The 20,224-nt window shown below is 59.1% G+C and carries 21 protein-coding genes; 18 read left to right on the top strand and 3 right to left on the bottom strand.

The features are described from left to right. Positions 1–3: 3 nt before the first annotated feature. From AC1DCP_RS01085 to AC1DCP_RS01030, 12 genes are all read left to right on the top strand, one after another. Positions 4–876, top strand: a complete 873-nt coding sequence (locus AC1DCP_RS01085) for an SDR family oxidoreductase (RefSeq protein ID WP_038489593.1) — start codon at positions 4–6, stop codon at positions 874–876. 427 nt (positions 877–1,303) lie between these two features. Further along, positions 1,304–1,672, top strand: a complete 369-nt coding sequence (locus AC1DCP_RS01080) for a septal ring lytic transglycosylase RlpA family protein (protein ID WP_013635343.1) — start codon at positions 1,304–1,306, stop codon at positions 1,670–1,672. Between the two features lie 61 nt (positions 1,673–1,733). Next, the gene (locus AC1DCP_RS01075) at positions 1,734–3,023 is read left to right on the top strand and encodes an RsmB/NOP family class I SAM-dependent RNA methyltransferase (RefSeq protein ID WP_065688393.1); all 1,290 of its coding nucleotides are present in this window, start codon (positions 1,734–1,736) and stop codon (positions 3,021–3,023) included. Positions 3,024–3,178: 155 nt separating this feature from the next. Next, on the top strand, positions 3,179–4,456 hold the full coding sequence (locus tag AC1DCP_RS01070) for an imelysin family protein (RefSeq protein ID WP_003514680.1): 1,278 nt from the start codon (positions 3,179–3,181) through the stop codon (positions 4,454–4,456). A 41-nt stretch (positions 4,457–4,497) separates the two neighbouring features. Continuing rightward, positions 4,498–6,030 (top strand): di-heme oxidoreductase family protein, encoded by a 1,533-nt coding sequence (locus AC1DCP_RS01065; protein ID WP_065688394.1) that lies wholly within the window; start codon positions 4,498–4,500, stop codon positions 6,028–6,030. Beyond that, positions 6,030–7,151, top strand: coding sequence for an imelysin family protein (locus AC1DCP_RS01060; protein WP_065688395.1), 1,122 nt, complete (start codon positions 6,030–6,032; stop codon positions 7,149–7,151). Before AC1DCP_RS01065 ends, AC1DCP_RS01060 begins: the two co-directional genes overlap by 1 nt. Positions 7,152–7,155: 4 nt before the next feature. Further along, a complete protein-coding gene (locus AC1DCP_RS01055; RefSeq protein ID WP_112682635.1) occupies positions 7,156–8,250 on the top strand; it encodes a DUF1513 domain-containing protein in 1,095 nt (364 codons plus the stop codon). Positions 8,251–8,301: 51 nt separating this feature from the next. After that, positions 8,302–8,754 carry a TspO/MBR family protein gene (locus AC1DCP_RS01050; protein ID WP_065688397.1) on the top strand — a complete coding sequence of 151 codons (453 nt, stop codon included), beginning with the start codon at positions 8,302–8,304 and terminating at the stop codon, positions 8,752–8,754. 80 nt (positions 8,755–8,834) lie between these two features. Beyond that, positions 8,835–9,284: a PaaI family thioesterase gene (locus AC1DCP_RS01045; RefSeq protein ID WP_003514669.1), complete on the top strand. Its 450-nt coding sequence runs from the start codon at positions 8,835–8,837 to the stop codon at positions 9,282–9,284. After that, positions 9,281–9,919, top strand: coding sequence for a 5'-methylthioadenosine/S-adenosylhomocysteine nucleosidase (locus AC1DCP_RS01040; protein WP_065688398.1), 639 nt, complete (start codon positions 9,281–9,283; stop codon positions 9,917–9,919). The genes AC1DCP_RS01045 and AC1DCP_RS01040 overlap by 4 nt, the downstream gene beginning before the upstream one ends. 82 nt (positions 9,920–10,001) lie before the next feature. After that, positions 10,002–11,579 carry a glutamine-hydrolyzing GMP synthase gene (guaA, locus tag AC1DCP_RS01035; protein WP_065661458.1) on the top strand — a complete coding sequence of 526 codons (1,578 nt, stop codon included), beginning with the start codon at positions 10,002–10,004 and terminating at the stop codon, positions 11,577–11,579. A gap of 104 nt (positions 11,580–11,683) precedes the next feature. After that, complete coding sequence (locus AC1DCP_RS01030; RefSeq protein WP_065661459.1) at positions 11,684–12,400, top strand: 2'-5' RNA ligase family protein; 717 nt, start codon at positions 11,684–11,686, stop codon at positions 12,398–12,400. Between the two features lie 60 nt (positions 12,401–12,460). Here the strand turns inward: AC1DCP_RS01030 and AC1DCP_RS01025 are convergent, their stop codons facing one another. Then, positions 12,461–12,628: a hypothetical protein gene (locus AC1DCP_RS01025; RefSeq protein WP_003503889.1), complete on the bottom strand. Its 168-nt coding sequence runs from the start codon at positions 12,626–12,628 to the stop codon at positions 12,461–12,463. A 211-nt stretch (positions 12,629–12,839) separates the two neighbouring features. Between AC1DCP_RS01025 and AC1DCP_RS01020 the strand changes: the two genes are divergently transcribed. The 3 genes from AC1DCP_RS01020 to AC1DCP_RS01010 all read left to right on the top strand — a co-directional run bounded on the left by AC1DCP_RS01020 (position 12,840) and on the right by AC1DCP_RS01010 (position 15,002). Next, complete coding sequence (locus AC1DCP_RS01020) at positions 12,840–13,187, top strand: ArsC family reductase (protein ID WP_065688469.1); 348 nt, start codon at positions 12,840–12,842, stop codon at positions 13,185–13,187. Positions 13,188–13,199: 12 nt separating this feature from the next. Beyond that, positions 13,200–13,676: a Cys-tRNA(Pro) deacylase gene (gene ybaK / locus AC1DCP_RS01015; RefSeq protein WP_065688399.1), complete on the top strand. Its 477-nt coding sequence runs from the start codon at positions 13,200–13,202 to the stop codon at positions 13,674–13,676. An 87-nt stretch (positions 13,677–13,763) separates the two neighbouring features. Continuing rightward, entirely contained in the window at positions 13,764–15,002 is a 1,239-nt protein-coding gene (locus tag AC1DCP_RS01010) for an aminopeptidase (RefSeq protein WP_065688400.1), read from the top strand. Position 15,003: 1 nt separating this feature from the next. On the opposite strand, the gene pecM is transcribed toward AC1DCP_RS01010, so the two are convergent. Next, positions 15,004–15,870, bottom strand: coding sequence for a 4-hydroxybenzaldehyde efflux transporter PecM (gene pecM, locus AC1DCP_RS01005; protein WP_065688401.1), 867 nt, complete (start codon positions 15,868–15,870; stop codon positions 15,004–15,006). Positions 15,871–15,951: 81 nt separating this feature from the next. Here pecM and AC1DCP_RS01000 point away from each other — a divergent pair, with 81 nt between their 5' ends. The 3 genes from AC1DCP_RS01000 (at position 15,952) to AC1DCP_RS00990 (ending at position 18,531) form a co-directional block, all read left to right on the top strand. Beyond that, the gene (locus AC1DCP_RS01000) at positions 15,952–16,452 is read left to right on the top strand and encodes a MarR family winged helix-turn-helix transcriptional regulator (RefSeq protein ID WP_065688402.1); all 501 of its coding nucleotides are present in this window, start codon (positions 15,952–15,954) and stop codon (positions 16,450–16,452) included. Positions 16,453–16,566: 114 nt separating this feature from the next. Continuing rightward, positions 16,567–17,274 (top strand): FadR/GntR family transcriptional regulator, encoded by a 708-nt coding sequence (locus tag AC1DCP_RS00995; protein ID WP_019564469.1) that lies wholly within the window; start codon positions 16,567–16,569, stop codon positions 17,272–17,274. 54 nt (positions 17,275–17,328) lie between these two features. Next, positions 17,329–18,531, top strand: coding sequence for a mandelate racemase/muconate lactonizing enzyme family protein (locus tag AC1DCP_RS00990; RefSeq protein ID WP_003514648.1), 1,203 nt, complete (start codon positions 17,329–17,331; stop codon positions 18,529–18,531). Here the strand turns inward: AC1DCP_RS00990 and xseA are convergent, their stop codons facing one another. Continuing rightward, positions 18,532–20,136: an exodeoxyribonuclease VII large subunit gene (xseA, locus tag AC1DCP_RS00985; RefSeq protein WP_025592194.1), complete on the bottom strand. Its 1,605-nt coding sequence runs from the start codon at positions 20,134–20,136 to the stop codon at positions 18,532–18,534. Between the last annotated feature and the right edge of the window lie 88 nt (positions 20,137–20,224).

Here is a 20,224-nt window from a genome sequence, read left to right as displayed (position 1 = left end):
CCCATGCATGTGATGATTTTCGGCGCAGGATATTCGGGCAAGGCCATCGCAAACGCGCTGAAAACCGAAGCTGCAACGATATCGGGCACCACGCGCAGCACGGACAAGTTCGCAAGCCTTGCTGCAACTGGCATGACACCCTTCCTGTTCGACGGTGCCCATCTTAATGACGATCTCATCGCCACAATGACCAATGTCACCCATCTCGTGCAGTCCATCGCGCCGGGCAAGGATGGAGATCCACTGCTTGCGCTTTTGGGCGACGACCTGAAACGGCTTCTGCCCAAGCTTGAATGGATCGCTTATCTTTCCACCGTTGGCGTCTATGGCGACCATGACGGCGCATGGGTGGATGAGGAAACCCCGTGCCGCCCGGTGTCCGCCCGGTCCGTGGAACGCGTTGCTGCCGAAACCGCGTGGGCTGCGGCTGCTGAAAAAGCGGGCGTGCCGCTTGCCATCTTGCGCCTTTCGGGAATTTACGGCCCCGGACGCAATAGTTTCATGAATTTCGAAAAGGGAACGGCGCGCAGGCTGGTGAAGAAAGACCAGGTGTTCAACCGCATCCGGGTTGAGGATATTGGTGCGGCCCACGCCTTTCTGGCGCGGAGAAATGAACGCGGCCTCTTCAATGTGACGGATGATGAACCCGCCCCGCCGCAGGATGTGGTGAGCTTCGCCGCCACGTTGATGGGCGTTGAGCCGCCTCCCGAACAGGCATTCGAGACCGCCGATCTGACGCCGATGGCACGCTCCTTCTACGGCGAGAACAAGCGCGTTTCCAACGCCAGGATACGTGGCCTCGGTTTCGATTTCAGCTTCCCGGAGTACAAAATCTCCCTGACACAATTGTGGGAAAGCGGCCTCTGGCGGGGCTAAAAATCCCCCATTTAAAAGCGATGAAAAATCCTTCCAAACCCGTTTTTGAGGATGGTTTTGGTGGTTTTTCAGTCAATTAGGCTTTTATTAACCATGCAAAAATCGCTAAAATCATAGCCATTAGAAAAATATTTCACTCACATTTCGTGAACTGGATTCACGAAGGCGTGACTTGTAACAGCATTTCCATTGAGCATTGATTCTGCGTCATTTTTTCCACTTTTCAACAATAAGGCACCGACGACACCTTTCCGGCTAACGATCACGAATGTTACAGCCTGTAACACTTCGTGATTTGAGATCAGCTTTTTTTCGCCATTTTTCCCTCGCCCTACAATCTCGCATTCAAACGCGTTCAGGCCAGACAATGGCCGTTTAGCAAGGGCACAATCAATCGGCGCGGGGCCGATTTTCAGGGAAGCACAGTTTGTTGAATATCCGTCGTATAACTTTCACCGTCGCAACTATAGCCGCCTGTTCCATCATTGCGCCTCTTCAGGCGAATGCGGCAAATGGTTGTGGAGGGGCATCGTGGTATGCGTTGAGCTCCAAGACTGCTTCGGGCGAGCGTATGAACGCCGCCAACATGACCGCCGCTCACCGCTCGCTGCGGTTCGGCACCAAGGTCAAGGTTACCAATGCCCGTAACGGCAAGGCCGTTGTGGTGCGCATCAATGACCGCGGTCCGTTCATCAAGGGTCGCGTTCTCGATCTTTCCAAGGCCGCTGCCAAAAACATCGGCATGATCAGTTCCGGCACCGCCAAGGTCTGCTACGAGGTCGTCAGCGCCGATTGAGCCTTGCCCTTGCCGCCATTCGCGTCTACCAACCGGGCTAATCAGCAAAATGAGGTAGACAATGCGTTTGGGCGGGCGTTTGGCCGGAGCAATCGAAGTATTGGCGGATATTGAGGGACGCAGGCGTCCCGTTGCCGATGCTCTGAAGGACTGGGGACTTGCCCATCGTTTCGCAGGTTCGGGTGACAGGGCCGCGATCGGCAACATCGTCTATGACGCGCTGCGCATGAAACTGTCACACGCCTGGCTGATGGATGACGACAGCGCCGCCTCGCTTGGTTATGCAGTTCTGCTGCGCCAATGGGGCAAGAGCTTTTCGGAACTTGCGGCGGAATTCGACGGCGACAAATTTGCCCCTGCCGCGCCTGATGAAGAAAAGCAGAAAGCCTTTCTCTCCCGTTCTCTCGCCGATGCACCAGCCCATATTCAGGGCGACATTCCCGAATGGGTTCAAGCATCCTTCGAGACGGCGTTTGGAGCCAGCTGGCTTGCCGAGGCGCAGGCGCTGAACCAGCGCCCGACACTTGATCTGCGGGCCAACACGCTGAAGGCCACTCGCGACAAGGTGCTGAAGGCACTGGAAGAGAGCGGTGCGGAAGCAACGCATATAGCCCGTCAGGGTGTCCGCATCCCCGCCGGCGAAGGCCCTTCCCGCCTGCCGAATGTGACCGCCGAACTGTCCTTCCAGAAAGGCTGGTTCGAAGTTCAGGACGAGGGATCACAGATCGTTGCCGATCTTGCCGGCGCGCATGAAGGCGAACAGATACTCGATTATTGCGCCGGTGGCGGCGGCAAGACGCTGGCCATGGCCGCCAGCATGAACAACAAGGGTCAGGTTCACGCCTTCGACGCCGATCGCAAGCGGCTCGCGCCGATTATCGAGCGGCTGAAACGAGCCGGCACGCGCAATGTACAGGTTCATGACCGCGCAGCCGGACTTGTCCCGTTTCATGAAAAATTCGATCGCGTTCTGGTGGACGCCCCCTGCACTGGCACCGGAACGTGGCGCCGGCGGCCCGACACCAAATGGCGGCTGACGACACGCAATCTGGAAGAACGGGTACAGCAGCAGGGCGAGGCCCTTTCGCAGGCCAAGGGTTTTGTACGCCCCGGCGGCGAGCTGCTTTATGTCACCTGCTCGGTTCTGCCCGAGGAAAACGAGCAGCAGGTCACGCGCTTCTGCGAAGAAAATCCGCAATTCTATATCGGTTCGGCACTGGATCGCTGGCAGACGACTTTTGGCGGCAATGCGAACAAACCGCATTCCTCTGACGGCAAGACAGTGACGCTGACGCCTGCAACTACAGATACGGATGGTTTCTTCTTCTGCGTAATGAAACGCAAAGCCTGAAACAGGTTTTGCACGCGCTGATTTTACTTCGAAAAACACCGAGTAGCTTGTTTCAAAGCATTCTAAACTAGAATATTTGACACAAGTTTGCGATTGGGTCAGAACTCGCTTGCCGCAGCGTGAAGTTATTTCACGCCTGCCCAAGGAGAGGGATCATGATCCGCAAAACCATTCTCAGCGCGTCTTTCGCGCTTCTGGCCGCATCCGCGACCTTCACCGCGCTTCCCGCCCGCGCTGCGACCGACGCCGCCGCTGTCGTCAAGCATTACGCCGACGTCGCGCATGCGAAATACGAGGATTCGCTGACCACGGCGAAGGCGCTGGACAAGGCAATCGATGCGCTGATCGCAACACCGAGCGAAGGAACGCTGAAAGCTGCACGTGAAGCGTGGATCAAGGCGCGCGTTCCCTACCAGCAATCGGAAGTCTACCGGTTCGGCAACCCTGTGGTCGACGCCTGGGAAGGCAAGGTAAACGCCTGGCCGCTGGATGAAGGCCTGATCGACTATGTCGACGGTTCCTACGGCACCGAGAGCGACGAGAACGAGCTTTACGTCGCAAACATCATCGCCAATCCGAAGATCAAGATCAGTGGCGAAGATGTCGATACCTCGAAGATCACCCCCGAACTGATCGAAAGCCTGCACGAGGCGGGCGATGTCGAAGCCAATGTGACGACCGGTTACCACGCCATCGAATTCCTGCTCTGGGGCCAGGACCTGAACGGCACCGGACCGGGTGCGGGCAACCGCCCCTATACCGACTACGACAAGAAGAATTGCACGAACGGCAATTGCGACCGCCGCGCCGATTACCTGAAGTCCGCCTCCACCCTGCTGATCAAGGATCTTCAGGAAATGGTGGACGCCTGGGCGCCGGAAGGCGAAGCCACCAAGACAGTGGAAGCCGACCCGAAAGCCGGCCTGACCGCCATTCTCACCGGCATGGGCTCTCTTTCCTATGGCGAGCTGGCAGGGGAGCGCATGAAGCTCGGCCTTCTGCTGCACGATCCGGAAGAGGAGCATGATTGCTTCTCAGACAATACCTATAATTCGCATCTTAACGACGCCATCGGCATCGCATCTGCCTATACCGGCGAATATACCCGTGTGGATGGAACGAAGATGACCGGCGCCTCGCTGTCGGAGCTGGTCGGCGCCAAGGACAAGGCGCTGAACGACGAGATGACGGCGAAGCTGAACAAGACGCTCGACGCCATGCATGCCATGGAAAAGCGTGCCCAGACGGTCGAGGCCTACGACCAGATGATCGGCGAAGGCAACAAGGAAGGCAACGCCGTGGTTCAGGCTGCCATCGACGGCCTTCTCGACCAGACGAAAACCGTCGAACGCGTGATTGCGGCACTCGATCTCGGCAAGATCGAACTTGAGGGTTCCGCCAGCCTCGATAATCCGAACGCCGTCTTCAAATAAGAGCCAATGCGGGCCGCAGATCGCTGCGGCCCGCCATTCCCATGCTTTCCATGAAGTCATCGCTGCCGCGGATCCGCAAGCCGTTCTTCTTCGCCGGGGCAGCCTGCCTTGTGGCATCGATGGTGCTTGCCGCGCCGCTTCGTGACGATCTGACGGAAAAAGACCAAAGCCGCGTTCAGGCTGTCACCGCGCCGACGATGGATTTTACCATGCCGGAGCCCTTCGAGGCCATGTCCGGCGGGGCAACGACCAGCACCCATAAAGCCGATAGCGGCGCGTTTTCGCATCCATCCGCAACAATGCCGTTTGAGCGAAAACAGGATTTCAAGCTCGGCAATGCGCTGTTCCAGAAGCTCTGGGTGTCTTCCCCCTCCTCCACGCAAGCCTCAGACGGGTTGGGGCCGCTCTATAACGCCCGATCCTGCCAGGCCTGCCATGTGAAGGACGGCAGAGGCCGACCGCCACTTGCCGGCGAAGATGCCGTCTCCCTGTTTCTGCGGCTGGCCCGGCCTGCCCGCAACGAGGCTGAACGGGCAGCGATTGCGCGCCACGAGGTGTTGAATTTTCCCGACGAGACCTATGGCCGGCAGCTTCAGAACGTTGCCATTCCCGGCCTCGCTGCAGAGGGCAAACCTGTCGTCACCTATATCGAAAAGCCCGTGCGGCTGGCCGACGGCGAGGTGGTGATGCTGCGCAAGCCAGACTATGTCGTGGCAGGCCTGCACTATGGCCCCCTGGGCGTCGATACGACTTTGTCGGCGCGGATTGCAATGCCAACCCTTGGGCTTGGGCTGATCGAGGCCATTGCCGATGCCGATATTCTGGCCGGCGCCGATCCGGATGACAAAAATGGCGACGGCATTTCCGGGCGCCCTGCTTTTGTACGGGATCACCGGACCGGCGAAGTGAAGCTCGGCAGATTTGGCTGGAAAGCCCAGAACGCCAGCGTCCGCGACCAGAGCGCCAGCGCCTTCTCCCACGATATCGGCATTTCCACGCCGGATACACCGAACGCCTATGGCGATTGCACCGACGTTCAGAAAGACTGTCTTGCCATGCCGACCGGCGTGCAGCCACGGCTTGGGCCAGTGGAAGCGCCGGACCCCATCCTCGATCTCGTGTCCTTTTACACCGAAAACCTTGCAGTGCCGCAGCGCCGCGATGTGGGTGATCCCACCGTGTTGCGGGGAAAGCAGCTTTTTTACGCATCCGGCTGCACATCCTGCCATACACCGAAATTCGTCACCCGCCGTGACGCTGCCGACCCCATGCAGTCTTTCCAGCTGATCTGGCCCTATTCGGATTTTCTGCTGCACGACATGGGAGAGGAGCTTGCCGACGGCCAGCAGGTGGGCGAAGCAAGCGGGCAGGAATGGCGAACCCAGCCGCTCTGGGGTATCGGTCTGACGCAAAGCGTGAATGGCAACGGCTTTTACCTGCATGACGGGCGGGCGGGCAGCCTGACAGAAGCGATATTATGGCATGGCGGCGAAGCGCAAAAAGCGCGCGATGCCTTTGCCGACTTGCAAAAATCCGACCGGCAGGCTTTGCTGGCTTTTCTGGAGTCCCTTTGATGAAAAATGCCATGCGAAAAATACCCGGTCTCATCTCCGTGCTGCTGCTTTTGGGTATGCGGCCCGCAATGGCGCAGGATGTGGAGCTGATGCCGCCGCCACCGCTCGACCCCGTACAGGTGCGGGGCGTGATGGAAAAAGCAGTGAACGGTTTCATCCGCCCCGGCTATGACCACTTCCGGCAATCGGCAGAGAAGCTGGAAGGCAGCATGAAGGCGTTCTGCGCCGCCCCTTCCAAAACGACGGATGAGGCGGCCAAAGCGGCCTTTGCCGATACGGTCTCCAGCTGGTCAACCATCGAGATCGTTCGGGTCGGTCCGGTGATCGAGCACAACCGCTTCGAACGTGTGCTCTATTACCCAGACAAGAAGGGTCTTGGCCTGAAACAGGTACAGCGTTACCTTGCGGAAAAGGACGAAAGCGTCACCAGCGCCGAGAGCCTGAAGGGCAAGAGTGTCGCAGCGCAGGGCCTCGGCGCGCTGGAATTCGTGCTCTACGGCACCGATGCGGGTGATCTGTTCGACAAGAAGGGCGATTTCCGTTGCCGTTATGGCGCGGCGATTGCCGGCAACGTTGCCAATGTGGCGGCGGAGCTTTCTGACAGCTGGAACGCACCTAATGGAGCGCAGAAAAACTGGACGCAGCCCGGCGCGGATAATCCCGTTTTTCGCGATGAGCGTGAGGCGCTGGTTGCCCTGCTTGGCATTCTCGTGCACGGCGCCGAAGCAATCCGCGACCAGCGCATAGAGACGTTCTACAAGGGGCCGGACAAGGCGAAGTTTCCCCGCACGGCGATCTACTGGCGGTCCGGCCTGACGTGGAAAAGCATTGCCGCAAACATCAAGGCCGTTCAGAACCTCCTGCACACGGCCGATATGGTAGAACTCGTGCCATCCGACCAGCGCTCCATCGTCAACTCCATCGATTTCATCGCCAAATCGATGATCCGCATTGCCGGAACGATTGATACCAACGTGGAAAAGGCCCTTGATGACGACCAGCAACGCGCCAAGGTGGATTACCTGCTGCTGAACGGCAAAGACCTGATCTACCGCCTCAACGACCAGTATGGCGGCGCAATCGGTCTCAGCTCCGGCTTTTCCTTCGCCGACGGAGACTAAGGCGGTGATATCAGGCAAAAAGCCGACGCTCATAGACCGGCGCAGCTTCATCAAGGCGGCGGGCATTCCGTTCCTAGCGGCGCTCGCTCCCGGCTCGCTGCATGCGCTTGAACGCGCCGACGCTGTCTTCGCTTCCGCTTTTCGCGCCCATGACGGTTCCTACGGCATTGCGACTGTGAGCGAACGCGGCGAGATCATCGACCGTGTTGCGCTCCCAGCCCGCGCCCATGGAATGGCAACGAGCCATGCGACCGGCATGACAGTGGCCTTTGCGCGCCGGCCCGGCACCTTCTTCATGGCCTTTGACCCTGCGCGACGCCGCGAGCCTGTCGTGATGCACACGCCGGAAAACCGCCACTTCTACGGCCACGGACAATTTTCTCCCGACGGTGCGATCCTCTACGCCAGCGAAAACGACTTCGATGGCAATCGCGGTGTTATCGGGCTTTACGACGCCCGCAACGGATTTGCCCGCATCGGTGAATACGACGCCCACGGCATTGGCACCCATGACATGACCGTGAGCGACGATGGCAGGCTTATCGTGATCGCCAATGGCGGCATCGAGACCCACCCGGATTTCGGCCGAACCAAACTCAATGTCGGCAGCATGCAGCCGTCGCTCGTGCTTCTGGACGCCGCCAGCGGCCAGTTGATCCAGAAACATACGATGCCAGACCAGTTGCGACAGCTTTCCACCCGCCATGTCGATCTCGGCGATGACGGGCGTGTCTGGTTCGCCTGCCAATATGAGGGACCACGCAACGATCTTCCGCCGCTTGTTGGCCATTTCTCGAAGGGCGAGGACCTTGCCTTCGTCGATCTACCAGAGCAAACGACGGTGCGCCTTGCCAATTATGTCGGTGCCATCGCGGTCAACCGGCGCGATGGCCTGGTGGGCCTGACCTCACCCAATGGCAACGCGGCCGTGACGCTGGATGCGAAAACCGGGCGTGTTGTATCCGAGACGACCGTGCGGGAGGCTGCGGGCGTTGCCCCCGCCATAAAGGGCATTGCGGTTTCTTCCTATGACGGATTTTTCGAGGCTATTCGCAGCGACGTGGCGTGGGACCAGCATATCGTGCGTATTTCAGGCTAAAATACTGAAAATGCACCGGAACAAAAAAGACCAAAAAGCATTTGAGGCGTCATGAAAAACCTGTCCGTGTATATCATTTTCGTGGTTGTGGTTGTTGCGCTGGGTGCGCTCATCGGCATCAACAACGTGCCGGGCGAATGGTACCAGTCGCTTCAGAAGCCGCCCTTCAACCCGCCCAACTGGATATTCGGCCCCGTTTGGACGACGCTCTACGTGATGATCGGCATTACAGGCGCGCGAACATGGATCGTGAGACCGGCGGGCACGCGCATGCGTCTGTGGTTCACGCAGCTGGTGCTGAATTTCCTGTGGTCGCCCATCTTTTTCGGCATGCAAAGCCCGACAGGCGCGCTCGTCATCATCGTGCCTATGCTGATCTGCATTCTGGCTTTCATTGCGCTCACCTTTAGTCGCGACCGCATCTCCATGTGGCTTTTCGTGCCCTACGCCCTTTGGGTCGCCTTTGCCACGCTGCTGAATGCCAGCATCGCCGTGCTGAACTAATTACTCCTGCGGCACTTGCCTTGCCCGCCGCCACACGCCATGTCAGTTTGCGGTGAGGACAAAAGCAGGCAGGTAAGCCAATGGAGATCACGGATCCCGGCGATTTTCGTCAGCGGATAGAAAGAAGCTTTGCGCGGCAGGGTGTGGTGCAGGCAATCGGTGCGCAGATAAGCCGCATCGAACACCGTCTGGTGGAAATCGAGCTGCCGTTTCATGAAAAGCTGACACAGCAGCACGGCATATTGCATGCCGGTGTCATTGCCGCGGGCCTGGATACCGCCTGCACCTATGCCGCCTATACGATCATAGAGCCGGAAGCCTCGCTGCTGACAATCGAGTTCAAGGTCAACCTCATGTCGCCCGGGCGCGGCGAGCGGTTCCTGTTTCGTGGCGAAATCATCAAGCCGGGCAACAACCTGATCGTTGCCGATGGCCGCGCTTACGCCCTTTCCGACGGGCCGGCGAAGCTCATCGCCTCCATGACAGGCACGATGATGGTGGTGAAGGGCCGCGAGGATATTACCGGATGAGCTACCGGCTTTTGCATGTTGCAGACAAATCCATACTTTTCGTCATGGCGGCTTCCGCCGAATACGGCCCCCACCTGCAGGCGCGCATCGCGCCCTTGATGACCGGCGTCGGCCCGGTCGAGGCAGCGATTTCGGTCACGGCAATTCTTGCCGGCCTCGATGCGGCGGACCATCTGCCTGACCTTGTCGTTTCGCTCGGCTCCGCCGGCTCGCGGACGCTCGACCAGACTGGCATCTATCAGGCGATTTCTGTTGCCTATCGCGACATGGACGCCTCAGCCTTCGGTTTTGAAAAGGGTCGCACGCCTTTTCTCGATCTGCCGGCCGAGGTGGCCTTGCCCCTGCGCATACCCGATATTGCCGAGGCGCGGCTTTCCACGGGCGCCAACGTTGTCTCTGGTGCAGCCTATGGGTCGATCGATGCCGATATGGTGGAAATGGAAACCTATGCCGTGCTCCGGGCCTGCCAGCGCTTCGGCGTGCCGCTCATCGGCCTGCGCGGTATTTCCGATGGCAGGGAAGATGTGAACCATGTGGACGACTGGACGGAATACCTTGATATCATCGATGAAAAGCTCGCAGACGCCGTCGACAGGCTTTGCCGCGCTATCGAAGACGGTGCGATCACCCTTTGAACCTCGCGATTTTAGTAAATTTCCGCTGTTAGATGCCCGCTTCCGGGTTGCCTAAAGCCGCCATTTTCTTTAAAGGCTCGCCATGACCCAGATAGCCCATCCCGACAGCATTCTCATCATCGATTTCGGCAGCCAGGTGACGCAGCTGATTGCGCGCCGCATCCGCGAAGCCGGGGTCTATTGCGAAATCCACCCGTTTCAGAATGCCGCAGAGGCGTTTGAGAAGCTCCAGCCCAAGGGCGTGATCTTCTCCGGCGGCCCCGCATCTGTAACGGCGGAAGGCAGCCCGCGTGCGCCGCAGGCGGTGTTCGACAGCAAGGTTCCGATCCTCGGCATCTGCTACGGCCAGCAGACGCTCTGCACCCAGCTTGGCGGCGTTGTCGAGGGCGGTCACGCGGCGGAATTCGGGCGCGCCGATATCGACATCAAAAAGGCAAGCCCTCTGTTCGACGGTTTCTGGGAACAGGGCAAGAGCTATCCCGTCTGGATGAGCCACGGCGACCGCGTGACGAAACTGCCGGAGGGTTTCGAGGTTATCGCAACCTCTGAGAACGCACCCTTCGCCATAGCTGCCGACGAGACACGCCATTATTACACCACCATGTTCCACCCGGAAGTGGTGCATACGCCAGATGGTGGCAAGCTGCTCTCCAACTTCGTGCACAAGATCGTCGGTCTTAAATCCGATTGGACGATGGCAGCCTATCGCGCCGAGATGATCCGCAAGATCCGCGATCAGGTCGGCACCGGGCGCGTGCTCTGCGCACTCTCCGGCGGCGTCGATTCCTCGGTTGCGGCGATCCTCATCCATGAGGCGATCGGTGACCAGCTGACCTGCGTTTACGTTGATCATGGCCTGATGCGGCTTGGCGAAAGCGAGCAGGTCGTCGGCATGTTCCGCGATCATTACAATATTCCGCTGGTACATGTGGATGCCGCAGACATGTTCCTGGGCCAGCTTTCTGGCGTCTCCGACCCGGAAGTGAAGCGCAAGACTATCGGCCGTTTGTTCATCGAGGTCTTCGAGGCGGAAGCTGCCAAGATCGCAGCAGACGGCAAGGGTGCTCCGAATTTCCTCGCGCAGGGCACGCTTTACCCTGACGTCATCGAGAGCGTTTCTTTCTCCGGCGGTCCTTCCGTCACCATCAAGAGCCACCACAATGTCGGTGGCCTTCCCGAGCGCATGAACATGCAACTGGTGGAGCCGCTGCGCGAGCTCTTCAAGGACGAGGTGCGTGCGCTTGGCCGTGAACTTGGCCTGCCGGATAGCTTCATCGGGCGCCATCCCTTCCCCGGCCCGGGTCTGGCGATCCGTTGCCCCGGTGCGGTCACCCGCGAGAAGCTCGATATTCTGCGCAAGGCAGATGCGATCTATCTCGACGAAATCCGCAAGGCGGGTCTTTACGACACCATCTGGCAGGCCTTCGCAGTGCTCCTGCCGGTGCAGACCGTGGGCGTCATGGGTGACTACCGCACCTATGACTTCGTCTGTGCGCTCCGCGCTGTGACCTCCGTGGATGGCATGACGGCGGATTTCTACCCCTACGACATGAATTTCCTCGGCCGCGCCGCGACCCGCATCATCAACGAAGTCCGCGGCATCAACCGTGTCGTCTATGACGTGACGAGCAAGCCGCCCGGCACGATCGAGTGGGAATAAAACGAAGGCGGAGCAATTCCGCCTTTTGTTCCTCTTTTGTTCTTTATTTTATCACCGCGCAATGATAGGTTTCCGGCCTTGGTATAAGGCTGTGGAGCATCGTCATGGAGTGCGAGTTGGCGGACGAAAGAGCCTTAAGGCAGCTTTGTTTTGATGGGCTGGAGCCGCAGAAAATACGGCGCATCAATCCGCGCTTTCGAAACAAGCTCCTGCTACTGCTGAAGCCACCACGGCAATTGGCGGAAAGAATTTTTGTCGATGCGTCGCATCATGCCATGGGTCGGACAACCCGCGAGGCATATCCCGCCGAGCTTCTGCACATAACCCTGCTGTGTTTGGGATGTTTCGAGACAATCCCTCACGGACTGACAAGCAGGCTGAAGGCAGCAATGGGTGCTGTAAACGCGCGGCCTGTTCCGGTCACCCTGGACGGAAGCGCGCTTTTCGGCAGTCGCAATAGTCTGGTGCTGCGAAACGGTGGTGATCTGCCGGAGATCAACGCTCTGGTGAAGCTGCTGCAACGCGCGCTTCGACAAGCAAACCTTCCCTATATCGCGGCACCATCCTTCACGCCGCATATCACGATGATTTATGGCTGTGGGAAGATAGAGCCGATGCCGGCCGGAAAACCCTATAGCTGGCTTGCGGGTAATTTCGAGCTTGTTTTCAGCCATAATGGCGAAACGCGACATGAGTCCCTTGGACGCTTCGCACTCTCCGCAAAAGCAGATCGTTATGAGCCGCTCGAAAGCCAGCTGCATTTACCGGATAAACTGATCGGTCCGAGAAAACGGCCGAACCGAAAGCAGGCGGAACGCTAAGGCCCGCCAACATATACGCACGAGCGAGGCGATGTCGCCTCGCTGCAAACGATAATCAGCTTAGAGCTGAACCTTGTCGAAAGCCTTGCCGTCGATGCCAAGCGCTTCGAGGTCGGCGCGGGCCGGCTTGCGATGCGCGCGGACAGCGGCCGAAACCGAAAGTGCGGCACCAAGAACGGCGAAAGTTTCGCCAAAAAAGTTACGCGATGTCTTTGCAACCTGACGCATTTTTCTCTCCATCTTTGATGCCCAGATAATGGGCATTTTTGTCCTCTGCTACAACTCATGATGTAGCAGGGAAGCCATGCAGCTTTGCTCGCGCTCGTTTGGATGTCAGACACTGCATTTTTGCATGGCTCGAATTCCGTGCTTCAGGCTGCGGGTTGAATACGGCGCATTATTTGTTATGCCGGAAGTTCAAGACAAAGAGGCAGGCAACATGACGGTCACCATTTACGGCATCAAGAACTGCGACACGATGAAAAAGGCCAGAAGCTGGCTGGAGGCCAACGGTGTCGACTATTCTTTCCATGACTACAAGACGGCCGGCATCGACCAGGCCCATCTCGAAACATGGTGCGATGCCGCGGGCTGGGAAACGGTTCTGAACCGGGCCGGCACCACCTTCAAAAAACTGGACGATAGCCAGAAAGCCGATCTTACCCGCGAAAGGGCCATTGGCCTGATGCTGGAGCAGCCCTCCATGATCAAGCGACCGGTGCTGGAGGCCAAGGAGGCGATAACCGTCGGTTTCAAGCCGGAAACCTATCAGTCCCTCTTTGCGTGAGCGCAGGCCACCATGTCCAAGACAACCCGCGCTACCCAGATGCTGACCAAGGCCGGTGTGAACTTCACCACAGTTACCTATGACTACGACCCGAATGCCGACCGGATCGGCCTGCAGGCGGCCGAAGCTATCGGCGAACCGCCACATCTGGTTCTGAAAACACTGATGGCTGAGCTGGATGGCAAGCCGGTCTGCGTCGTCGTCCCGTCCGACCGGGAAGTGAGCATGAAGAAGCTCGCCGCCGCCTTCGGGGGGAAATCTGCCAGCATGATGAAGCCCGCCGATGCGGAGCGGGCAACCGGTTATCATGTGGGCGGCATCAGCCCTTTTGGACAGAAAAAACAGGTTCCGACCGCCATAGAGACTGGGGCCATGACCCATTCCTATGTCTACATGAATGGTGGCCAGCGCGGTTTGCAGGTAAGGCTTTCCCCCGGCGACGCGCAGGCGGCGCTGAAAGCCGTTGTCGCACCTTTGGTGGCCGATTGACATCTCGACACAGCTTTGAAAGCATTTGGCTTTCGAAGCGAATGGGCTATGGTCGGCGCCTCCGATTGAAATATACGAAGGCAGATCATGACTGTTTCCCCCATCGATCCCGTCAAACTCGAGAAACTGGCTGAAGTCGCCGTCAAGGTCGGCCTGCAATTGCAGAAGGATCAGGATCTGGTGATCACCGCTCCGCTGGCGGCGTTGCCGCTGGTGCGGTTTTTGACCAAACACGCCTATCTTGCCGGCGGCGGGCTGGTCACCACCTTCTATTCCGACGAAGAAACCACGCTTTCCCGCTACCGCCACGCCAGCGACGCCAATTTCGACCGGGCTTCCGGCTGGCTCTATGACGGCATGGCCAAGGCCTATGCCAATGGCGCGGCGCGGCTTGCGATTGCCGGCGACAACCCCATGCTGCTGGCCGAACAGGATCCCGCCAAGGTGGCGCGCGCCAACAAGGCCAATTCCACGGCCTATAAGCCGGCGCTTGAGAAGATTTCCAACTTCGATATCAACTGGAACATCATCTCCTATCCAAACCCGTCCTGGGCGAAACAGGTCTTTCCCGGTGTGACGGAAGACGAAGCGGTTCGCAAGCTCGCGGACGCCATCTTCGCCGCTTCGCGGGTAGATCTCGCCGATCCGGTCGCGGCATGGGCGGAGCATAACGCCAATCTCGCCAAGCGTTCGGCATGGCTGAACGGTGAACGTTTCTCGTCGCTGCATTTCACCGGTCCCGGCACGGACGTGAGAATCGGCCTGGCGGACGGCCACGAATGGCATGGGGGCGCCTCCACCGCCAAGAACGGTGTCACCTGCAACCCGAACATTCCGACGGAAGAAGTCTTCACCACACCGCATGCGCTGCGGGTGGATGGTTACGTGTCCAGCACCAAGCCGCTTTCACATCAGGGAACGCTGATCGACGATATCCAGGTGAAGTTCGAAGACGGCCGCATCGTGGAAGCCAAGGCTTCGAAGGGCGAAGCCGTGCTGAACAAGGTGCTCGATACCGACGAGGGTGCGCGGCGTCTGGGTGAAGTGGCGCTGGTGCCGCATTCCTCGCCGATTTCGGCAAGTGGCATCCTGTTCTACAACACGCTGTTCGACGAAAACGCCTCCTGCCACATTGCGCTCGGCCAATGCTATTCGAAATGCTTCGTTGATGGTGCTTCGTTGTCGCAGGATCAGATCAAGGCGCAAGGCGGCAATTCCAGCCTGATCCACATCGACTGGATGATCGGTTCCGATAAGGTGGATATCGATGGCGTGAAGCCGGATGGCTCCACAGTTCCGGTGATGCGCAAGGGCGAATGGGCCTGAGCTATTTCGGCAGCTGGCTCCGCTGACTGAGCCAGATGCTGAAAAGCACTGCAACGAAGCCGACGATTTGCACTGGCGTGAGGCTTTGGCCGAGCGCCAGCCAGCCGAGCAGGGTCGCAACGACGGGGCTTAGGAAACCGAGCGAGGCTGCAGCCGAGGGTTCGATGCGGGCGAGACCCCGGAACCACAGGAAATAGGTCAAGGCGGCACCAATAATGCCGAGATAGGCCATACCGAGAATATTGGCCGCGGTAGGTGCAGGCAGGGCCGGTTCCAGTAAATATGCGACCGGCAGAAGCAGAATGCCTCCAGCCGTCAATTGCCAGGCCGTAAAGGTGAGGTTCGACACCGGCGGTCGCCATTTGCGGGTGAGCACGGTTCCAAAGGCCATGGATACGGCGCCTGCAAGACCCGCAGCCACGCCGACGGCATCCAGCGCGGCAGCACCCGGCGCCAAAACCAGAAGTGCGACGCCGACAATACCCAGAAGACCAGCGACAATGGCCAGCGGCCGGACCGGCGCGGCGAGAAACAACCGCGAAAGGCCGATGACGATCAGGGGTTGGATCGCACCCACAGTCGCAGCTACACCACCCGGCAGCCGGTAGGCCGAAACGAAAAGCATCGCCCAGAAAAACGAGAAATTCAGCGCACCTAGAATAAGGCTGCGAGACCACCAGATGCCCTCCGGTAGTTTTCTGACCAGAAGCAACAGCAATATGCCGGCCGGCAAGGCGCGCAGCATCGCAACATGGAATGGATATCCATGCGGCAGGAATTCGGTGGTGACGAAGTAGGTCGTCCCCCAGATGGCGGGGGCAAGTGCCGTCACCAGCACATCGGCGGCATAGGTGTTGTTTTTCTTCATTTCAAGAATCTCTACATCAAGATAAATACAACTTAGCCAATTTTATCTTGACGTCAAGATATCAGTTGTTATGCCTTGGTGATGAACAAAGAACCGATTGATCACGTCGATCACATTCTGGCGCAATGGCGCAGGGAGAGGCCCGATCTCGATGTCGAGCCAATGGGGCTGCTTGGGCGCTTGAAACGGCTAACCACGCATCTCGGTCGCGAGGTGGAGGCGGTGCTGCTGAAACACGGCCTCTCCTCTTCCGCTTTTGATGTGCTGGCGACATTACGGCGCGCGGGCGCGCCCTACCGGCTTTCGCCCGGTGATCTGCTGGCCATGACAATGGTAAGCTCCGGCACAATGACCAACCGGATCGACCAACTGGAAAAAGCGGGTCTGGTGGAGCGCGTCCACAACCCGCAGGATCGGCGCAGCGTATTGATATCATTGACGGAACGGGGATTTGCCATCGTCGAGGACGCGGTTAGCGCCCATGTCGAGAACCAGCAACGGCTGGTCGCACAGCTCAGCGAAGAAGAGCGCAACGCGCTGAACAAGCTTGTGAAGCGGTTTCTACAGGGGTTTGAAGCTTAGGTTCCCTAAAAAGCGGACAGGAACCAGCAATCGCGCAGGTGATGGCGCTTGTTTTGGCGCCAAGAATCCTATAAGCAATTTTCCGTTAACCTGTCCTACAGGTTGGAGGAACGATTGTATAAGCCCATTTCGCAGGAAACCGATCTCGTCAGCAGCGCGATTGGCGCAATCACGCGTCACATTCGCGAAAACGAACTTGCCCCCGGAGCGAAGCTGCCCAGCGAGCTTTCGCTCTCGCAGCAGCTCGGTGTCTCGCGCACCGTGGTTCGCGAGGCTTTCCGGTCCTTGTCGGCCATGCGGCTGATCGATGTCAGCGTCGGCAAGCGCGCCACGGTGGCGACGCTGGATCATGGCGCGATGTCGCTGATGTTCGAACATGGCATTCACACCGAGCAGATCAACATCCAGCAAATTTATGACGTGCGCCGCACCATCGAAGTCAGAACCGTGACGTTGGCGGCGTTGCGGCGAACGGATGCGGAGGCGCTCACCATTCTCGACCACGCCAACAATATGGAGCGGGACTTTGGTAATAGTGACAGGGTCATGGAACACGACCTTGCCTTTCACCTTGCCGTTGCCAGAGCCTCCAAGAACCCGGTTTTCGAACTCATTCTCGGCGCCTTTCAGAATGTGACGCGCCAGACATGGCCGATCGGCTGGAAGAGCCGCAAATCCGACGCGCAGCGTCATGCCGCGACTGAACTTCATATCGCCATCGGACAGGCCATTGCCGCGGGCGACCCGCAAACGGCCTCGACACTTATGGCGCGGCATTTCGATGAAAGCGTGCATGCGCTTCTGGCCGCCGGCATCGCCTGATTTTTCAAACGCAGTTCCAGACCGAAAACTGCCTGCCTCTGGAGGAGACACTTCATGAAAATTACGAAACTCGAAACCGTCCGCGTGGCGGAACGGGCAAACCTGCTCTGGGTTCTGGTCCACACGGATGAGGGCATTACCGGACTTGGTGAAACCTTCTACGGCGCGGAGACGGTTGAAACCTATGTGCACGAATATATCGCACCCCGCGTGATCGGCCGCGATCCGCTGCAGATCGACCTTCTGGCACAGGACCTCGTCGGTTATCTCGGCTTCCGTTCATCGGGGGCGGAAGTACGCGGCAATTCGGCCTTCGATATCGCGCTTTGGGATATTTTCGGCAAGGCCACCAACCAGCCCATTGCGCAATTGCTTGGCGGCTTCAGCCGCAGGGAAATCCGCACCTACAATACCTGCGCGGGCACGGAATATATCAAGAAGGCGACCGGCCAGCAGACGGCGAATTACGGCCTGTCCGGCGGCAAGGATTATGACGACCTCAACGGCTTCCTGCACCGGGCCGACGAGCTTGCCCATTCGCTGCTGGAAGACGGCATCACGGCCATGAAGATCTGGCCTTTCGATGCGGCGGCGGAAAAGACGCGCGGCCAATATATCTCGATGCCTGACCTGAAAAGCGCGCTCGAGCCGTTCGAGAAAATTCGTAAGGCAGTCGGCGACAAGATGGATATCATGGTGGAGTTTCATTCCATGTGGCAGCTTCTGCCCGCCATGCAGATCGCCAAGGCGCTCACCCCTTACCAGACCTTCTGGCACGAAGATCCGATCAAGATGGACAGCCTTTCCAGCCTGACGCGTTATGCCGCCGTTTCACCCGCGCCGATTTCCGCATCGGAGACGCTCGGCTCACGCTGGGCTTTCCGAGATCTTCTGGAAACTGGCGCTGCCGGTGTGGTGATGCTTGACATCAGCTGGTGTGGTGGACTTTCCGAAGCGCGCAAGATCGCTTCCATGGCCGAAGCCTGGCATCTGCCGGTTGCGCCGCATGATTGCACCGGCCCGGTGGTACTCTGCGCCTCCACGCATCTGTCGCTCAACGCACCGAATGCGCTGGTTCAGGAAAGCGTGCGCGCCTTCTACAAGACCTGGTACCGCGATCTCGTTACCGCATTGCCGGAAGTTAAAAACGGCATGATCACCGTGCCGCCGGGTGCCGGCCTTGGCATGGAGCTGCATCCCGATATTGAAAAGACCTTCACCGTCAGCCGTCGTTTTTCAGATGCGGCGTCTATCTGATCAGAACAGACTGCCCTGATTTCCCGGGTCCGAAGAGGCCGGTTTCACCGGCTTCTTTTTGGGAGCGGCAGGCGTGGGAACGTCAGATGATGGAGTAGCCTCGCCTGTCGTCAGGGCGGCGACGCGACCGTCGGCGAACTCCATAGACACCACAGCGCCGGACGCGATGGCAGCAGCCCGGGTCAGGGGCCGGTTCTCCTCGTCGCGAATGACAGCATAACCGCGGTTCAACACATTCTTGTAGGACAGCGACTGCAGGATGCGGTCATGGGCAGCAAGGCCCGAGCGGTTCTGCGCCATGCGGTGAAGCACGGCGGTATCGGCTCGTCGCGTTGCGGTGACGACCCGTTCCTTCTGCCGCTCCAACTGGCCGAGCAAGCGGGCGGGCAGCGAACGCAGCGCGGAATCGGTCGAGGAAATTCTCGACTGCGCCTGCAACAGGCGGCGCTCCACAAGCGCCTCCGCCCTCTGCATGCGTTCCGTAACACGCTGGCGATGCTGCCGCAGGCCATTCAGCAGGATTTCCGGCCTCAGACCCGAAGCAGAGCGTTCGAACGCGCGGCGCTTGTTGAGCGTCGTCATTTCAAGCCCGCGACCCAAACCGCTTGCGGCCTCGTCGAAACGACGGCGCGGCAGAGCCAGAAGCTGGTCAAGCGATGGCAGCGCACGCACCAGAGCACGCACGCCCTGTCGGCGATTGTCCATTTGGCGTGATACCGAGCCGGAAAGGCGCGCTGCAAGGCCGGAGAGCTGCGCCTCCAGTTCCGCACGCACCGGCACGGCCATTTCGGCGGCACCCGTCGGTGTCGGCGCGCGCACGTCGGCGGCGTAGTCGATCAGAGTCGTATCCGTCTCATGCCCCACAGCGGAAATCAGCGGGATTTCGCTCTCTGCAGCGGCGCGCACGACGATTTCGTCGTTGAAGCTCCATAGATCTTCCAGACTGCCGCCACCACGGGCGACGATCAGCACATCGGGGCGTGCAATCTCACCGCCGGGCTGAAGCGCATTGAAACCGCGAATGGCGTTCGCCACTTCCTCACCCGAGCCTTCCCCCTGCACCTTGACCGGCCAGACGACGACATGGACCGGAAAACGATCCGAAATGCGGTGGAGGATATCGCGAATGACAGCGCCCGTGGGCGATGTGACAACGCCGATGACACGCGGCATGAACGGCAGGCGGCGTTTGCGTTCCGCATCGAACAGCCCTTCCGCCGCCAGACGCCGGCGGCGGTCCTCCAGCAAAGCCATCAGCGCGCCCGCGCCGGCCGGCTCCAGGCTTTCTATGACGATCTGATATTTCGAGGAGCCGGGAAAGGTGGTGACCTTGCCGGTGGCGATGACCTCCATGCCCTCTTCCGGGCGGAACTTCAGCCGCGAGAAAGTACCCTTCCAGATAACCGCATCGATGCGGGCGCGATCGTCCTTCAGGGAGAAATAGGCGTGACCCGAAGAATGCGGACCCCGGTAGCCGGAAATCTCGCCGCGCACCCTCACCTGATCGAAAGCCGTCTCCACCGTTCGCTTGATGGAACCCGACAGTTCGGAAACCGAGAACTCGGCAAGATTGCTCAATGCGGCATTGGAGAAAATATCGCTCATGCCCGTTTGTAACCAAAACCCGTCGATTCGGAAATGCCGGTACTGGCCGGGTCTATTTTAACGGCGGTGAAACCATATCCTCAACTAA

It is taken from the genome of Agrobacterium sp. 10T429 (assembly GCF_056393925.1).
The sequence above is the reverse complement of the archived record's forward strand: the minus strand, read 5'-3'. Positions and strand labels throughout refer to the sequence as shown.

What these genes read in the sequence shown, in the direction of transcription:
- AC1DCP_RS01060 (WP_065688395.1), top strand. Translation starts at nt 6,030, where the DNA reads ATGAAAAATGCCATGCGAAAAATACCCGGTCTCATCTCCGTGCTGCTG.
- AC1DCP_RS01050 (WP_065688397.1), top strand. Translation starts at nt 8,302, where the DNA reads ATGAAAAACCTGTCCGTGTATATCATTTTCGTGGTTGTGGTTGTTGCG.
- AC1DCP_RS01065 (WP_065688394.1), top strand. Translation starts at nt 4,498, where the DNA reads ATGCTTTCCATGAAGTCATCGCTGCCGCGGATCCGCAAGCCGTTCTTC.
- guaA (WP_065661458.1), top strand. Translation starts at nt 10,002, where the DNA reads ATGACCCAGATAGCCCATCCCGACAGCATTCTCATCATCGATTTCGGC.
- AC1DCP_RS01040 (WP_065688398.1), top strand. Translation starts at nt 9,281, where the DNA reads ATGAGCTACCGGCTTTTGCATGTTGCAGACAAATCCATACTTTTCGTC.
- AC1DCP_RS01010 (WP_065688400.1), top strand. Translation starts at nt 13,764, where the DNA reads ATGACTGTTTCCCCCATCGATCCCGTCAAACTCGAGAAACTGGCTGAA.
- xseA (WP_025592194.1), bottom strand. Translation starts at nt 20,136, where the DNA reads ATGAGCGATATTTTCTCCAATGCCGCATTGAGCAATCTTGCCGAGTTC.
- AC1DCP_RS01075 (WP_065688393.1), top strand. Translation starts at nt 1,734, where the DNA reads ATGCGTTTGGGCGGGCGTTTGGCCGGAGCAATCGAAGTATTGGCGGAT.
- AC1DCP_RS01085 (WP_038489593.1), top strand. Translation starts at nt 4, where the DNA reads ATGCATGTGATGATTTTCGGCGCAGGATATTCGGGCAAGGCCATCGCA.
- AC1DCP_RS01020 (WP_065688469.1), top strand. Translation starts at nt 12,840, where the DNA reads ATGACGGTCACCATTTACGGCATCAAGAACTGCGACACGATGAAAAAG.
- AC1DCP_RS01000 (WP_065688402.1), top strand. Translation starts at nt 15,952, where the DNA reads ATGAACAAAGAACCGATTGATCACGTCGATCACATTCTGGCGCAATGG.
- AC1DCP_RS00990 (WP_003514648.1), top strand. Translation starts at nt 17,329, where the DNA reads ATGAAAATTACGAAACTCGAAACCGTCCGCGTGGCGGAACGGGCAAAC.
- pecM (WP_065688401.1), bottom strand. Translation starts at nt 15,870, where the DNA reads ATGAAGAAAAACAACACCTATGCCGCCGATGTGCTGGTGACGGCACTT.
- AC1DCP_RS01030 (WP_065661459.1), top strand. Translation starts at nt 11,684, where the DNA reads ATGGAGTGCGAGTTGGCGGACGAAAGAGCCTTAAGGCAGCTTTGTTTT.
- AC1DCP_RS01070 (WP_003514680.1), top strand. Translation starts at nt 3,179, where the DNA reads ATGATCCGCAAAACCATTCTCAGCGCGTCTTTCGCGCTTCTGGCCGCA.
- ybaK (WP_065688399.1), top strand. Translation starts at nt 13,200, where the DNA reads ATGTCCAAGACAACCCGCGCTACCCAGATGCTGACCAAGGCCGGTGTG.
- AC1DCP_RS01045 (WP_003514669.1), top strand. Translation starts at nt 8,835, where the DNA reads ATGGAGATCACGGATCCCGGCGATTTTCGTCAGCGGATAGAAAGAAGC.
- AC1DCP_RS01025 (WP_003503889.1), bottom strand. Translation starts at nt 12,628, where the DNA reads ATGCGTCAGGTTGCAAAGACATCGCGTAACTTTTTTGGCGAAACTTTC.